Source organism: Kocuria sp. CPCC 205261, from assembly GCF_040981025.1.
GTDB lineage: Bacteria > Actinomycetota > Actinomycetes > Actinomycetales > Micrococcaceae > Kocuria > Kocuria marina.
Genome location: NZ_JAVKPU010000014.1, coordinates 32101 through 47038, shown reverse-complemented (window position 1 = coordinate 47038; position 14938 = coordinate 32101). Strand labels below are relative to the sequence as shown.

Below are 14938 nucleotides of genomic sequence, written 5' to 3'. Positions count from 1 at the left end.
CACCGAGCCCGTGGGAGGTCGACCCCACGGTGGCTCGACATGCGCTCCGGGAGAGACCTCGAACGGTAAATGCCTACTACTAGTACCCGGGGTTCTTGGACTCACCTGAGACGGCGGGGCGCACGTCCGCGAGGTACACCCCGGCGATCGTCGCGGCGATCAGCATCAGGATCAACGACCCGGTCCCCGGGACACCCACGGCCAGCAGCGTGAGGGTGGAGAACACTGCACTGAACACGGACACCACCGCGGCGCCACCTGTCAGGGCGAGCCAGAACGTCTTGGTCCGCTTCCACGCGCGTTCGAACTGCACCGCCGAACGCCGCAAGCAGTCGAGCACCGCGAGCAGCGCGAGGACGGCCACCACCAGGGTGATGGCGTAGTCCAGGTAGTTCGCCAGAACGATGGCCCAAGGAATGGAAGTCACGGGGTCAGTCTATCGATCCGCGAGCGCATTGAGTCCGGCCCGGAGGTCCTCCCAGAGGTCCTCCACGTTCTCGATCCCCACGGACAGGCGCAGCAGGTTCTCGGGGACGGTCTCCGGTTCGTCGTGGTGGCGACGACGCCGCTCGATCAAGGACTCCACCCCGCCCAGGGACGTGGCGGGGGTCCACACGCGAAGGTCCGTCAGGAGACGTTCGGCCGCAGCGACGTCGCCGTGGGGGACCACCGAGATCACCGAACCGAAACCGCCCTGCAATTGCGCGGCAGCGCGCTCGTGGCCGGGATCGGACGCGAGGCCCGGGTAGCGCACGTGGGCCACGGCGGGATGGGCCTCGAGCCGGCGGGCCAGTTCCGCGGCGGTGGCCATGGAACGCTCCACGCGCACCGCGAGGGTACGCACGCCGCGCAGCGCGAGCCACGCCTCGAAGGGCCCGGGGATCCCGCCCTCGAGAGATCGCTGGGAATGCAGCCGTTGCCGCAACTCGGGCGTGGCGCACAGCACCGCGCCCATCAACACGTCCGAGTGACCGGCGATGTACTTGGTCGCGGAATGCACCACCAGATCCGCTCCCACGCCCAGGGGACGCTGCAGCAGGGGCGTGGCGAACGTGTTGTCCACGCACGTGAGCACCCCCTTTTCCCGTGCGGCGCGCACGAGTGCGGGCACGTCCGCGATCTCGAGCATGGGGTTGGTGGGGCTCTCGACCCAGAGCATGTCCGCGCCGTCGAGTGCCGCGGAGGTGGCCTCGGTGTCCGTGATGTCCACGGTGCGCACCGTGAAGATGCCGCGCTCCTGCCATGTGTGCGCGAGTGCCACGCTGCCCTGGTAGCTGTGGCGCGGCAGCACGAGCGTGCCGCCCACGGGCACGAGGGTGAGCACCGCGGTGATCGCGGCGAGCCCGGACGCGTAGGACAGCGCGGGGCACGGGGCCTCCTCGAGCTGGGCCAGGACGTCCTCGAACGCCTCCCACGTGGGGTTGGTCAACCGCGCGTAGGTGCGGTCCGCGGGGTCGAGCTCCCCGGTGCCCCGGTAGGTGGAGGTCAGCACCACGGGCGGGTTCACGGGCGCGTCGTGTTCGTGGTCGGGGCGGCCGCCGGCGACCACCACGGTGTCTTTACGCATTGCTCCAGCCTAATCCCGCGGCGCCGTGCGGCCCGTCCTGTGGACGCCCACGGCACCGCTGTAGCTGTCGGGTGCGATCGCTACAGTGGGGGCGTGAAGCAATCAGCGGGCGGGGCCCTCATCGTGTTCGAAGGCGGTGACGGCGCCGGGAAGTCCACCCAGGCTGCGGCGCTGGTGGCCGCCCTGCGCCGCGACGGTCGTACCGTGACGCTCACGCGCGAGCCCGGGGGCACACCCCTCGCGGAATCGGTGCGCGCGCTCGTGCTCGATCCTTCCCACGCGCCGGTGTCCGCGGTGACCGAGGCACTGTTGTTCGCGTCCGCGCGCGCGGACCACGTGGCGCGCAGGATCCGCCCCGCCCTCGAGCGCGGGGAGGTCGTGATCTGCGACCGGTTCGTGGACTCCTCCGTGGCGTACCAGGGGGCGGGACGCGGGCTGGGCACCGAACGCGTGCTCGAACTGAACCGGTGGGCCGTGCAGGGTCTCGTCCCGGAGCTCACCGTGCTGTTGGACGTGGACCAGACCACCGCCGAGGCCCGACGCCGCGAGCGCGCCCTGGCCACGGACCGCATGGAGTCCGAGGCGCGGGCGTTCCACGACGCCGTCAACGCGGCCTTCCGCGAGCTCGCCGCGCATGCACCCTCCCGCTACCTGGTCCTGGACGCGTCCGCGCCCGCGGCCGAGCTCACGGACGCGATCGTGGACCGGGTCACCGGGATCCTCGCCGAGCGCACAGAGGTCTCCGCGTGAGCGTGTGGGACGAGGTCGTCGGTCAGCCCCGCGTGGTGGAGCAGTTACAACGCGCGGCCCGCGACAACGACCCGACCCACGCGTGGCTGTTCACCGGGCCCCCGGGCTCCGGTCGCTCCACGGCCGCGCGCGCCCTGGCCGCAGCGCTGTTGTGCGAGCACGGCACGGGCTGCGGCGCGTGCCACGCGTGTCGCACGGCGTTCGCCGGGACCCACGCGGACGTGACCCATTTCGTCACGGAGAACCCGCAGATCAGCATCGAGGAAGCCCGCGAGCTCGTGGTCAAGGCGCAGGACCGGCCCTCCGTGGGCTCGTGGCGGATCATGATCGTCGAGGACGCCGACCGGATGACCGAGCGCACCTCCAACGTGATGCTCAAGAGCATCGAGGAACCCCCTCCGCACACCATCTGGTTGTTGTGCGCCCCCTCCCCCATGGACGTGCTCGTGACCATCCGTTCCCGCTGCCGCCCCGTGACCCTCAAGGTCCCGTCCCCCGAGGACGTCGCCCGGTTGCTCGTGGCCCGGCACGGGGTCCCGGAGCAGCGCGCCATCGAGTGCGCGCGGTTGTCCCAGTGCCACGTGGGCGTGGCCACGCGACTCGCCCTGTACGACGACGCCCGCACCCGCCGCCAGGAGGTCGTCTCCCTGCCGCTGTCCATGCACGGGGTGACCCGGGCGGTCAAGGCCGCGGACCGCTTGCACCGCCTCGCCGTGGACGAGTCCACCGCGGACGCCGAGGCCCGCAACAACGAGGAACGTGCGCAGTTGCTCGCTGCCATGGGTGCCCCCGAAACCGGCCGTGTGCCACCCGCCATCCGGGGTGCCCTCAACCGCCTCGAAGCCGATCAGAAGCGACGCTCCCGGCGCATCCAGACCGACACCCTGGACCGCTTCCTGATCGACCTCACCACGTTCTACCGGGACGTGCTGAGCGTTCAGCTCGACACCGGGACGGCCCTGATCAACCAGCACCTGGGTGAGCAGATCCACGGGTACGCGACCAACACCACCGCCGAGCACACCTTGCACAAGATCGACGTGATCAGCGAGACCCGGCGCCGCATCCGCACCAACGTCAGCGCACAACTCGCGTTCGAGGCCATGATGGTGGCCATCGTCTGAGCCGAGAGGACCCCGTGAACCGTTCCCTCCCCCGCCGCCTGGCCGTCCTGCTGTGCACCGCCGCGCTGGCCTTGACCGCGTGCGCCGATCCCTCCCGGGAGTCCGGCGCCCGGGGCAGCGCGGACCCGGACGTCACCTCCGGCGTGGACTCCGCGCTGACGTCCTACTACACCCAGACGCCGCAGTGGCGGGAGTGCACCAAGACCTCCGAACGGCAACAGTTCCCGAGCGGTCTGGAGTGCGCGGGCATCACGGTCCCCGTGGACTACGCGAACCCCTCCGCCGGTGACACCACCGTGGAGATCGCCCGGTTGAAGGCCACCGGTTCCTCCCCCGTGGGTGCCCTGTTCCTCAACCCCGGCGGGCCGGGCGGATCCGGCGTGGACATGATGGGCTCCGCAGACTACTTCACGGCCAAGGAGGTGCGCAGGAAGTACGACCTCGTGGGGTTCGACCCCCGCGGTGTGGACCGTTCGGACGGGATCCGCTGTCTCACGGATCGGGAGATGGACCAGTGGCGTTCCGAACCGGCCTTCGACCCGCGCCGGCAGTCCCTGGACGAGGTGCGGCAGAGCTCCCGGCAGATCGGTGACAAGTGCCACGAGCACTCCTCGGCCGTGGTCTCCCACATGGACACCCAGAGCGTGGCCCGGGACCTGGACGTCCTGCGCGCCGTCCTGGACCAGCCCACGACCCACTACCTGGGGTTCTCCTACGGCACCGAGATCGGCGCCACGTACGCGCACCTGTTCCCCCAGCGTGCCGGGCGCATGGTGTTGGACGGCGCCGTGGACCCCACCCTGGACGATCGCGCCACCACGCTCGCGCAGGCCAAGGGCTTCGAGGACAACCTGCGCCACTTCGTGGCCGACTGCCAGAAGACGAACAACGACTGCGCCGTGGCCGGCGCGGACGTGGACGCGGGGATGGCCACCATCCAGCGCATGTTGCGCTCGGTGGCCCAGGATCGCCCCACGGTCTCGGACGGACGCTCCGTGACGCCGACCAATGCGATCGAGGGGATCCTGGTCCCCCTCTACTCGACCGCCTCGTACCCGCAGCTGAACTCCGCCCTGCAGCAGGCCCTGGACGGCAACCTGGACGCGCTCATGGCGTTCTCCGACTCCAATCACGGGCGTGAACCCTCCGGGAAGTACACGTCCAACGTGTCCATGGCGTTCACGGCGGTCTCCTGCCTGGACACGGTGTCCAACGACGTCACGGACGAACAGATGGCCCGGGCGGCCCGTGAGATGACCCAGCAGGCCCCCACGTTCGGTCCCTACCTGGGTTATGGTGCGGCCGCGTGCCAGGGCTGGCCGGACAAGCCCGTCAAGCCCTTGGACACGTATCGGGCGGATCTGGAGACTCCCACCCTGGTGATCGGCACGACCCACGATCCCGCCACCCCGTATCCGTGGGCCCATTCTCTGCAGCAGCAGATGGGCGACGCCCGTCTGCTCACCCACGAGGGGTACGGGCACACCGCCTACACCTCCGGCAACCCCTGCGTGACCCGCGCCGTGGACGACTACCTCCTGGACGGCACCCTGCCGGACGAGGGTGCCACGTGCGGTGACTGAGGCCCGCCGCCGGGTGCCATCCACGCGGCCACCGGCCCCTGTACCCGGGTGATCCGTGATTGGTGGTGTTCCGGCCCGATCTGATACTGTTTCCGGGTGCATCTGGGCCGCAATGGTCCCGGTCACGCCGCCTTAGCTCAGTCGGTAGAGCGATTCACTCGTAATGAATAGGTCGCCGGTTCGATTCCGGCAGGCGGCTCCATGGACCATCCCCGTTCTCCCCGGTAGGACCTGCTGCGCGGAGGGCGGGGATCGTCATTTCCGCGCCCGCTCCCTGTCTAGTGCGGCCGGCCCCTGTCACCCACCCTCCGCCGGCCGGCATCTGTGGTTTCAGGCCTGTGGGTCCTTACGCCGGTGACATATTGGCAACGATTTCGCGCAACACTTCCTAAACACAACGCTGTTCCATAACATATGTGTCAGGACGTTGTGGCTCTGGCTGCCCAATGATCCAGGACAGGGGACACCATGGCGCCCCGGGGGTTCCTTCAATCGGCCGAGATCCACGACCGACGGGCAAGGGGAACCCCCGGAGCCCCTCCCGAGCCTGAGACGCCACCGTCCACACCCGCATTTGTTGCCTGCGGGCATCGGGTGCGCTGAGGGTGCAATACCTCTGAGACACCGCTCATCCGACGTGAACGTCAACCACCCAGGGGAACGTCAACCATCCCGAGAGACGTAACGGGTCCGGTCACACACCCGTTACCCGGTGGGACCCTCAATTTTCCGGCGAGTGCTCCGCATGCTCACCGAGCAGCCGCTCCGCCGCAGTTACGTACTCCGTCACGACCGTTGAGCGGCGTCGGATGGCGCTCACACCCTGCGATGGTGCCGAGAGCTGCTCGGGGGACCCAGCGGCGTCGCCCCCGCAACCTGACTCACCCACGAGACCCGACGTCCCCTCCCCCGCCACACCCGACGCGGACGAATGGGCATGGGAACCCGCGGCGAACCGCGCCATGGTGAGCGCCTCCGCGGCCTGGGCCATGGAATTGCCGGCCCGGGAGAGCTGCCGGTGCACGTCCGAGAGGTAACCGTCCGTGGAGTGCGGGATGTCCTGCGAGCGCGATGGGGCGCGCACGTGCGCTTCCATGCACACGGCGCGCACCCTGGGCAATAGATCCGCGAGGTCGTTGGCCACCGGCACGGCGGCGGCGCGCAGTTCGGGGTCGCGCACGGATTCCAGGATCTGGTGGTAGCGGTCCAGGCCGCGCTTGAAGCGGTCGTGGGCCCGGCGCCAGACGCCCTCGCCCAGTTCACGCTCGTCGCGGCGCGTGGCCCTGTAGTCGCTGAAGAAACCCACCGATACCCCTTTCCGATCCGCCACCCGCGGGCAGCAGTCCATGGTACCGCTTCAGCAGCACCGGCCCTCGGGGTGCGCCTCCTGCCAGTCCTGGTAGTCCCGCCAGAATTCGCGTTCCGTCATGAGCGGCGTCCCGCACCCCGAGGCCCGGTGGTACTGCACGTAGTGCTCGTACTTGTCCGCACCGAGCACCCCGTTGCCGAAGCGCAACGCGCCGCGCCACCACGAGCCGACGCGGGCGAGCATCGGGATCTGCGCCGCGCCCGACATCAGTGGTGTCCTCCGCCGGTGGGGGTGCGCTGCTCGATCGGCAGCGCGTCCCATTGCTTGACCAGGGCCTTCTCGGACGGTGTGGCTCCCAGGCCCGACGGCGCGTAGAAGCGGGACTCCACATAGGGGTCCTCGTGCGTGCGGCGCTCGTGCCCGCGCAACGCCTTGACGGCCTCCACGACGGCCATGATCACCACGATGATCGTGAGCACCACGAAGAGGATGGACAGGGTGCCCTGCACGAACGTGTTGCGCACGACCGCTTCCATGGCCTCCACGTTCTTGGCGGTCCCGAAGCTCGTCTGTCCCTGGGCCAGTGCGTCCTTGAACGCGGAGTGGTTGGCCCAGTAGCCCACCTTGGGGTCCGGGGAGAAGATCTTCTGCCAGGACCCCGTGACGGTAACCAGGACGTCGAAGGCGAGCGGCAGCAGGATGATCCACAGGTACTTGAAGCGGTGCAGGTTAGCCGCTATGGCCAGACACACCGCGAGCGCGATGGCCGCGAGCAGCTGGTTGGCGATGCCGAACAGCGGGAAGAACGTGTTGATACCGCCCAGCGGGTCCGTGACGCCCAGGATCAGGATGGATCCCCAGCCGGCGACCATGATGGCCGTGGTGAGCCACGCACCCGCGCGCCAATCGGCGTCGCGGAACTTGGGGATGAAGTTGCCCAGGGTGTCGGTGAGCATGAAGCGGGCCACGCGCGTGCCGGCGTCCACCGCGGTGAGGATGAACAGGGCCTCGAACATGATCGCGAAGTGGTACCAGAAGCTCATCATGGAGGCCCCGCCGAGCCACTGGTGCATGATGTGCGACAGCCCGAGCGCGAGGGTGGGTGCGCCACCCGTGCGGGAGATGATGGTCTCTTCGCCCACGGCGTCCGCGGTGCCCTGCAGCAGTTCCGGGGTCACGTGCACGCCGGAGAGACCCAGCGAGTTCACGAACGCCGCGGCGCCCTCCACGGTGCCCATGGTGGCCGCCGGGGAGGAGTTCATCGCGAAGTAGATGCCGCGGTCGATCGACACCGCCGCCACGAGCGCCATGATGGCCACGAAGGACTCCATGAGCATGCCGCCGTACCCGATGAACCGGGTCTGGCGTTCCTTCTCGATCATCTTGGGCGTGGTCCCGGATGCGATCAGGGCGTGGAACCCGGAGAGCGCACCGCACGCGATGGTCACAAACAGGAACGGGAACAGAGAACCGGAGAACACGGGCCCGTCCGAACGGCCCGCGAACTCGCTGACCGCGGGGACTGTGATCTCCGGGCGCACCACCACGATGGCGGCCGCGAGCAGCACGATGGTGCCCACCTTCATGAACGTGGAGAGGTAGTCGCGCGGGGACAGCAGCAACCACACGGGTAGCACGGCCGCGATGAAACCGTAGACGATCACGCACCACGCGAGGGTCACGCGGTCCAAGGTGAACAATTGGGCGCCGAGGTCCGTGCCCGCGACCCAGCCGCCGGCAACGATCGCGGCCATGAGCAGGACGAACCCGATGATCGAGACCTCCATGACCTTGCCCGGGCGCAAGTACCGCAGGTAGACACCCATGAACAGCGCGATGGGGATCGTCATCCCCACGGAGAACACACCCCACGGCGACTCGCCCAGGGCATTGACCACCACGAGCGCGAGGATGGCCACGATGATGATCATGATCGCCAAGGTCGCGATGATAGCGGCGTACCCGCCCACCACGCCGAGCTCCTCACGGGCCATCTGACCCAGGGAACGGCCACCGCGGCGCATGGAGAAGAAGAGCACCAGGTAGTCCTGGACCGCACCGGCCAGGATCACGCCCACGATGATCCAGATGGTCCCGGGGAGGTAGCCCATCTGGGCGGCCAACACCGGTCCCACGAGCGGGCCCGCGCCGGCGATGGCCGCGAAGTGGTGGCCGTAGAGCACCCGCCGGTCGGTGGGCATGAAGTCCTTACCGTTGGCGTTGTACTCCGCCGGCGTAGCGCGACGGTCGTCCGGGCGGGTCAGCTTCCGTTCGATGAACTTGGAGTAGAAGCGGTACGCGATGAAGTAGCTGCACACCGCCGCGAAGACGAACCAGATGGCGTTGATGGACTCACCACGCGCGAACGCGATCATGGCCCATGCGATCGCGCCCAGCAGGGCGATGCCCACCCAGATCACGATCCGCAGCGGGGTCCAGCGAGTCTGCTCGTGTTCCAGGACCTCGGGGTCCACGTGATTGGGGGGAAGGTCGGTGCGACCCTCGCCCGCGGGCCGGGGTGCGCCCGCCGATTGCTGATGTGTGGTGCTCATGGGGAAGGCTCCGGATCTCGTGCCAACACGCTGGCAGAAGCGTGAGATTGTTAGCACGAGTGTATGCGAGCTGGACCACATTGTCCCGGCATTGGCACCCTGTCTCGGGCACCCCGATCACACGGTCAGCAGCACCTTGCCCACGTGCGATCCGCTGTCGAAGTACTCGTGCGCTTCACGCACCTGGTCGAGCGGGAACGTGCGCGCGACCAGGGGGCGCACCTGTCCGGACGCCACGAGCGGCCACACGTATTCGCCCACCGCCGCCATGATCCGCGCCTTCTCGTCCGCCGGGCGTGCCCGCAGGGTCGTACCGATCACCGCGGCCCGCTTGTTGAGCAACCGTCCCACGTTGAGTTCGCCCTTGATCCCGCCCTGCATCCCGATGATCACGATGCGCCCGTTCGTCGCCGCGGCCCGGAGGTTGGGCTCGAGGTACTTGGCGCCGACGACGTCCAGGATCACGTCCGCGCCGTGGCCGTCCGTGAGTTCGTGGACCCGCTCCACGAAGTCCTCGTTTTTGTAGTTGATGGGCGTGGCGCCGAGCTCGCTCACGACGTGCATCTTCTCGTCACTGCCCACGGTCGCCAGCACCGTGAGCCCCAGGGCGCGGGCCACCTGGATCGCGTGCGTCCCGATCCCGCCCGCTCCGCCGTGGACGAGCAGGGTTTCCCCCTCCCGGGCCGCGGCGGCCATGAACACGTTGGAGTACACGGTCGCTGCCACCTCGGGCAGCCCCGCCGCGGCGACGGGGTCCACACCGTCGGGCAGCGGGAGGACCTGCCGCCACGGCGCGACCACGCGTTCGGCGTAGCCGCCCGAGTCCACCAGGGCGACGACGCTGTCGCCCACCGCGAGCCCCGCCGCCTCCGGGACGTCCGCCCCGAGTTCCACGACCGTGCCCGACACCTCCAGGCCGAAGATGTCCGTGGCGTCCGGCGGGACGGGGTAGTTGCCGTTGCGCTGCATGACGTCCGCGCGATTGAGCCCCGCGGCGGTCACGGCGATCAGGACCCCCTCTGGGATCAGCTGTGGCTCGGCGGTCTCCGCGGCCTCGAGGACCTCCGGCCCCCCCGATCGGACATCGCGTACTGCTCGCATGGCACTTCCTTCTCTGACGACGGCGTTGTACCCCATTCTCCCGCAGCGGCATCACCCGCGCCAGGGGCGCACCACCGCACCCCTCCCTCCCTGCACCGCGCCGAGGGCATTGGCCCCCCGGGCGCGGCGCATGGAATAATGGCGATTCGTTCACCCGCGCCGCCGCGGGAGCGCGCGACACTGGAAGGTTGTCCGAGCGGCCTAAGGAGCTGGTCTTGAAAACCAGTGTGCGGTAACCCCGTACCAAGGGTTCAAATCCCTTACCTTCCGCCCAGTTCGAAAGCCCCGGATTCCTGTTCCGTCAGGAATCCGGGGCCTTCGTATGTCCGGCCCTACTGGCACGGATCAGTCGCCCCGCCAGCCCTCGGGTTCATGGGGCGCGCGGCGGAGCACACGGCGGTCCACCAAGGTCGCCCCACGTCAAAGAAGGTTTGTCGTTTGCAAGGGTCCTGGCCGCCTCCGAAATAGACAGCAGGCCGTGAGTTGCCTCACAGTTCGGCCCGCACCCATCCAGCCAAAAGGCCATCCTCATGAGGAGGTCCGCTCTCCTCGCCCTTCCCACTCTCACCCTGGGGGCTCTGGCGCTCACACCCGCGGCCGCGGGTGCCGTGAACCCGATGAACCACGCGCCGCCCCTGGCCACGGACGTGCCCATCGCGTGCGGCCAGTTCGTGTCCTCGCACATGGCGATGCCCGGAGGCCCCGCCGACACCGGGGCAGACGGGACCGGCCGTGGTGCTGGGCCACGTGAACGCCACGGGCGGTGGGCCAGGCGTCTTCGCGGACCTGCCCGTCCTGACGCCGGGGGACGAGATCCGCGTGCAACGTGCAGATGGCACGCAAGCCCAGTTCCGGGTCACGCACGCGGAACGCTACGCCAAGGACGCCTTCCCCACGATGCGCGTCTACGGGAACACGGCGGACCCGCAACTGCGGCTCATCACGTGCGACCGCTACGACCCCGCCACCGGCACCTTAGACGAGAATCTCGTGGCCTGCGCGACCCTCGTCACCAGGTGAACCACCCAGCGGTTCCCGAAGTGCAGTCCGGGCGCGGAGCTCAGAGCCCCACGACCTCCCGCAGCTGTTCACTGATCCGCTCGAGCCGCGCCGCGGCCTCCTCGCGGGGAACGGTACCGCCCTCGGGAACCGGGAGGACGACCTCGAGGTAGCACTTGAGCTTGGGCTCGGTCCCGGAGGGCCGCACGATCACGCGGTCATCGGCCTCGGTGCGGATGAGGATCCCCTCGGTGGGCAGCATCTCGGGCCCGCCCTTGGACAGATCCGTGTACTCGACCACGGACGAGCCCGCGATCTCCCGCGGCGGGTTCTCCCGCAACCGGTCCAGCCCGCGGGTGATGAGCGAGAGATCCGCCACCCGGAACGTCAACGGCGCGGTCGCGTAGAGCCCGTGGAGCGTGGCGAGCCGGTCCAGTTCCTGCTGCACCGTGGCGCCCCGGTCCTTGAGAGCGGCCACGTAGGAGGCCACCCGCACGGCCGTGGAGATCCCGTCCTTGTCACGCACGGCGCTGGGATCGGTGCAATAGCCGATGGCTTCCTCGTACCCGAAACGCAGCCCGGGGGTGCGGGCGATCCACTTGAACCCCGTGAGGGTCTGACGGAACGAGAGCCCGTGGTGCTCGGCGATCCGCCCGAGCAACCGCCCGGAGACGATCGAGCACGCGAGGGTGTCCCCCGCGCGATCGGGATCCGCTGCGGCGTTCTCCCCCAGCAACGCGCCGAGCTCGTCGCCGCTCAGTCGCCGCCAGTCACGTGCGGGATCGCCCGTGCCCGCGCCCGTGGGGATGGCGACGGCGCAGCGGTCCGCGTCCGGGTCCAGGGCGATCGCGACGTCCGCGTCCTGGTCCGCTGCGAGTGCCACGAGCAGGTCCATGGCCCCGGGTTCCTCCGGATTGGGAAAGGCCACGGTCGGGAAGTCGGGATCCGGCTCGGCCTGTTCGGCCACCACGGAGACCCGCTCGAAACCGGCGCCACGCAGTACGGCGAGCGCGGTGTCCAGGCCCACGCCGTGCATGGGGGTCAGCGCGATGGAGATCTCGGAACGGGCCTCGGGGTCGCGCAGGCACCCGGCGCGTTCGATGTAGCCGGCGACCAGATCGGCGTCGGCGGCTGAAACACGCGAGGAGTCCCGGGGAACGCGATCCGCGGGAGGGGCGGCGGCCATGTGCTCAGCGATCAGGGCGTCGTCCGGGGGCACGATCTGCACGCCGCGCTCGTCGTCGGAGCCCACCGCGCGACCGCCCAGGTAGACCTTGTACCCGTTGTCCGCGGGCGGGTTGTGGGACGCGGTGACCATGACGCCGGCGTCCGCGCCCAGTTGTCGCACGGCGTAGGCCACGAGCGGGGTGGGCAGCCGGGACGGCAACCGCACGGCCCGGCATCCGGCGGCGGAGAAGACCGCAGCGGCGTCGGCGGCGAAGTCCTCGGAACCGTGGCGCGCATCGCACCCGACCACGACCAGGGGCGCGGGCCCCGCGCGCTCCGTGAGGAAGGAGGCGAGCCCGGCGCTCGCGCGGATCACGACCGCGCGGTTCATCCGCGATTCCCCCGCGCCCACGGCCGCGCGCAGCCCGGCGGTGCCGAACACGAGCGGTCCGGAGAAGCGCGAGTCGAGCTCGGCGAGCGCGGGCTCGTCACCGGAGGCGGCGGCGTTCGACAGCTCGGTGAGTTCGTCGCGGGTCGCGGGATCGGGGTCGTGCTCGACCCACTGCCGCACCCGCTCGAGCAGCTGGTCGCTCATCAGGAATCGAGCCCCTCGAGCACCGCGCGGGTCCCGGACAGCCCGAGGCGCGTGGCGCCGGCGTCGATCATGGCCAGCGCGGCCTCGGTCGTGCGGATCCCGCCGGAGGCCTTCACGCCCAGGCGCCCGCCCACGGTCTCGGCCATGAGGCGCACCGCCTCGACCGACGCCCCGCCCGCGGGGTGGAAGCCCGTGGACGTCTTGACGAAGTCCGCGCCGGCGGCCTCGGCCTCGCGGCACGCGGCCACGATCTGATCGTCGGTCAGGGCCGCGGACTCGATGATCACCTTGAGCACCGCGGGCGCGGGGCACGCCGCGCGCACGGCCTCGATGTCGTCGCGCACGCTGTCCCAGTCCCCCGCGACGGCGAGGCCCAGGTTGATGACCATGTCCACCTCGTCCGCGCCGTTCGCCACGGACACGGCTGCCTCCGCGGCCTTGACCTGGGCGGGGTGCGCGCCGGACGGGAAGCCGCACACGGTCGCGAGCTTGACCCCCTCAGGCAGGTCCACGTCCAGCCGGGACGGGGAGACACAGATGGAGTACGTCCCGAGTTCACCCGCCTCCCGGGCGAGCTCGGCGACCTGATCGGCGGTGGACTCGGGCTTGAGCAGGGTGTGGTCGACCATGGCGGCCAGTTCTTCACGGGTGATCATGCGGTTCTCCTCGCGGGGGTGGTGCGGCGCGGTGACAATGCACCACGGTGGGGCGACGACGCCCGGTCCCCGAGCGTCGTCGTTGCGGTCGGACGGTGGGTCAGGCGATGCGATCCAGCACGACGTCGTCGCGCGCCCCGGTGCCCTCGGCGGCATCGGGGTCGATCGTGGCGCCGCCGTGGAGGGACTCGAGCGCGCGCTCGAAGCGGTCGGGGGTGTCGGTGTGCAGGGTGAACAGCTTCTGGCCCTTACTCACACGCTCGCCGGGCACCGCGTGGATCTCCACGCCGGCGCCGGCCTGGACGGGGTCGCCCTGCCGGGCGCGGCCAGCACCCAGTCGCCAGGACGCCACGCCCACGGACATCGCGTCCATCTCGATGAGCACGCCCGAGGTCTCGGCCAGCACGTCCTGCGTGTGCTCCGCCTGCGGCAGCTGGGCGTCCGGGTCCCCGCCCTGGGCGGCGACCATGCGCTTCCACGTGTCCATCGCGCGGCCGTCGCGCAGGGCCTCCTCGACGTCCGCGTCGTGCACGCCGGCCGCCGCGAGCATCTCGCGGGCCAACGCCACGGTCAGGCGCACGACGTCGCTCGGGCCACCCCCGGCCAGCACCTCGACCGATTCGCGCACCTCCAGGGCGTTGCCCACGGTGCGCCCCAGCGGGCGGGACATGTCGGTGAGCAGGGCCACGGTGTCCACGCCGTGGTCCTTGCCGAGCTCGACCATGGTGCGTGCGAGTTCGCGGGCGTCCTCCTCCGCCTTCATGAACGCGCCCGGACCGGTCTTGACGTCCAGGACCAGGGCTCCGGTGCCCTCGGCGATCTTCTTGGACATGATCGAGGAAGCGATCAGCGGGATGCACTCCACGGTGGAGGTGGTGTCACGCAGCGCGTAGAGCTTCTTGTCCGCGGGGGCCAGGCCGGTTCCGGCGGCGCAGATCACCGCGCCCACGGTGTCCAGGATGTCCATCATCTCGGCGTTGCTCAGATCCGCACGCCACCCGGGGATGGCCTCCATCTTGTCCAGGGTCCCACCGGTGTGCCCGAGCCCCCGCCCGGACAGCTGCGGGACGGCCACCCCGAAGCTCGCGACGAGCGGGGCGAGCGGCAGCGTGATCTTGTCCCCCACGCCACCCGTGGAGTGCTTGTCCGCCGTGGGGCGGGACAGCTCCCCGAAATTCATGCGCTCGCCCGAATCGATCATGGCCTGGGTCCAGTGCGAGATCTCCGCTCGGTCCATCCCGTTGAGGAAGATCGCCATGGCCAGCGCGGACATCTGCTCGTCCGCGACCACGCCGCGCGTGTAGGCGTCGATCACCCAGTCGATGGCCTCGGGGGACAGCGTCTCGCGGTTCCGTTTCATGCGGATGACGTCGACGGCGTCGAACGCTTCAACCACCGTGATCACTCCCTCGTGTAGCTGCGGCACGGTGTCGTGTCGGCGCCGGGCGTCCCAGGACACGACCTGTCCTGCAATCCTAGGCGGCGTATCGGAAAATTTGTCAATTATAGTTTTGACAAATGTTCGCGCCGCGGCG

Annotated in this window: 12 protein-coding genes, 2 tRNA genes and 1 pseudogene; 6 read left to right on the top strand and 9 right to left on the bottom strand. The window is 69.8% G+C overall.

The annotated features are described in order from the left end of the window. Positions 1-79 precede the first annotated feature (79 nt). Both RF646_RS12125 and RF646_RS12120 read right to left on the bottom strand, forming a co-directional pair. Positions 80-427, bottom strand: a complete 348-nt coding sequence (locus RF646_RS12125; RefSeq protein WP_085108320.1) for a DUF2516 family protein — start codon at positions 425-427, stop codon at positions 80-82. A 9-nt stretch (positions 428-436) separates the two neighbouring features. Beyond that, entirely contained in the window at positions 437-1567 is a 1131-nt protein-coding gene (locus RF646_RS12120; protein ID WP_368836098.1) for a PLP-dependent aspartate aminotransferase family protein, read from the bottom strand. Between the two features lie 93 nt (positions 1568-1660). On the opposite strand from RF646_RS12120, the gene tmk reads away from it, so the two are divergent. From tmk to RF646_RS12100, 4 genes are all read left to right on the top strand, one after another. Further along, a complete protein-coding gene (gene tmk, locus RF646_RS12115) occupies positions 1661-2317 on the top strand; it encodes a dTMP kinase (protein ID WP_368836097.1) in 657 nt (218 codons plus the stop codon). Beyond that, positions 2314-3441: a DNA polymerase III subunit delta' gene (locus RF646_RS12110; RefSeq protein ID WP_098054304.1), complete on the top strand. Its 1128-nt coding sequence runs from the start codon at positions 2314-2316 to the stop codon at positions 3439-3441. The genes tmk and RF646_RS12110 overlap by 4 nt, the downstream gene beginning before the upstream one ends. A 14-nt stretch (positions 3442-3455) precedes the next feature. Further along, positions 3456-5024 carry an alpha/beta hydrolase gene (locus tag RF646_RS12105; RefSeq protein ID WP_239318816.1) on the top strand — a complete coding sequence of 523 codons (1569 nt, stop codon included), beginning with the start codon at positions 3456-3458 and terminating at the stop codon, positions 5022-5024. Positions 5025-5150: 126 nt separating this feature from the next. Then, positions 5151-5226 (top strand) — tRNA-Thr (locus tag RF646_RS12100). 519 nt (positions 5227-5745) lie between these two features. On the opposite strand, the gene RF646_RS12095 is transcribed toward RF646_RS12100, so the two are convergent. The 4 genes from RF646_RS12095 to RF646_RS12080 form a co-directional block, all read right to left on the bottom strand. Further along, the gene (locus RF646_RS12095; RefSeq protein WP_368836096.1) at positions 5746-6330 is read right to left on the bottom strand and encodes a hypothetical protein; all 585 of its coding nucleotides are present in this window, start codon (positions 6328-6330) and stop codon (positions 5746-5748) included. A 51-nt stretch (positions 6331-6381) separates the two neighbouring features. Beyond that, positions 6382-6600 (bottom strand): YbdD/YjiX family protein, encoded by a 219-nt coding sequence (locus RF646_RS12090; protein ID WP_085108305.1) that lies wholly within the window; start codon positions 6598-6600, stop codon positions 6382-6384. Beyond that, on the bottom strand, positions 6600-8885 hold the full coding sequence (locus RF646_RS12085) for a carbon starvation CstA family protein (protein WP_368836095.1): 2286 nt from the start codon (positions 8883-8885) through the stop codon (positions 6600-6602). Before RF646_RS12085 ends, RF646_RS12090 begins: the two co-directional genes overlap by 1 nt. A 117-nt stretch (positions 8886-9002) precedes the next feature. Beyond that, positions 9003-9986: an NAD(P)H-quinone oxidoreductase gene (locus tag RF646_RS12080; protein ID WP_368836094.1), complete on the bottom strand. Its 984-nt coding sequence runs from the start codon at positions 9984-9986 to the stop codon at positions 9003-9005. 182 nt (positions 9987-10168) lie between these two features. Between RF646_RS12080 and RF646_RS12075 the strand changes: the two genes are divergently transcribed. Together RF646_RS12075 and RF646_RS12070 are read left to right on the top strand one after the other, a co-directional pair. Next, positions 10169-10256, top strand: a tRNA-Ser gene (locus tag RF646_RS12075). Positions 10257-10700: 444 nt separating this feature from the next. Continuing rightward, positions 10701-11006, top strand: a pseudogene (locus RF646_RS12070) (sortase); the annotation flags it as partial. A gap of 40 nt (positions 11007-11046) precedes the next feature. Here RF646_RS12070 and RF646_RS12065 read toward each other — a convergent pair. The 3 genes from RF646_RS12065 to RF646_RS12055 form a co-directional block, all read right to left on the bottom strand. Then, the gene (locus tag RF646_RS12065; protein WP_368836093.1) at positions 11047-12747 is read right to left on the bottom strand and encodes a phospho-sugar mutase; all 1701 of its coding nucleotides are present in this window, start codon (positions 12745-12747) and stop codon (positions 11047-11049) included. Beyond that, positions 12747-13403: a deoxyribose-phosphate aldolase gene (gene deoC / locus RF646_RS12060; protein ID WP_368836092.1), complete on the bottom strand. Its 657-nt coding sequence runs from the start codon at positions 13401-13403 to the stop codon at positions 12747-12749. Before deoC ends, RF646_RS12065 begins: the two co-directional genes overlap by 1 nt. 100 nt (positions 13404-13503) lie before the next feature. Next, the gene (locus RF646_RS12055) at positions 13504-14799 is read right to left on the bottom strand and encodes a thymidine phosphorylase (RefSeq protein ID WP_144998988.1); all 1296 of its coding nucleotides are present in this window, start codon (positions 14797-14799) and stop codon (positions 13504-13506) included. Between the last annotated feature and the right edge of the window lie 139 nt (positions 14800-14938).